This window comes from Pseudomonas sp. LFS044 (genome assembly GCF_047978245.1).
Classification (GTDB): Bacteria; Pseudomonadota; Gammaproteobacteria; order Pseudomonadales; family Pseudomonadaceae; genus Aquipseudomonas.
Genome location: NZ_JBFPFX010000077.1, coordinates 1 through 357 on the forward strand (window position 1 = coordinate 1; position 357 = coordinate 357).

Genomic DNA, 357 nt, shown 5'->3' on the forward strand with positions numbered 1-357 from the left:
CAGAAATCAACATTCGAGGCGAATGCTCATTTCTGAGTTTGATCAAGGTACAGCAAGAGTGGTGGAGCCAAGCGGGATCGAACCGCTGACCTCCTGCGTGCAAGGCAGGCGCTCTCCCAGCTGAGCTATGGCCCCGCATATTGGTAGGTCTGGGCAGATTTGAACTGCCGACCTCACCCTTATCAGGGGTGCGCTCTAACCAACTGAGCTACAGACCTATATAGGGTCTTGATCGTCTTCACATATGAATCAAGCAATTCGTGTGGGAGCTCATCAGCAGGCTGATGTCGTCGATTAAGGAGGTGATCCAGCCGCAGGTTCCCCTACGGCTACCTTGTTACGACTTCACCCCAGTCA

The 357-nt window shown here is 53.2% G+C and carries 2 tRNA genes and 1 rRNA gene; all 3 read right to left on the reverse strand.

What is annotated here, in order from left to right:
* Positions 1 to 59 precede the first annotated feature (59 nt).
* Positions 60 to 135 (reverse strand) — tRNA-Ala (locus tag ACNQPL_RS26680).
* Positions 136 to 141: 6 nt separating this feature from the next.
* A tRNA-Ile gene (locus ACNQPL_RS26685) sits at positions 142 to 218 on the reverse strand.
* 77 nt (positions 219 to 295) lie between these two features.
* A 16S ribosomal RNA gene (locus tag ACNQPL_RS26690) occupies positions 296 to 357 on the reverse strand; the annotation flags it as partial.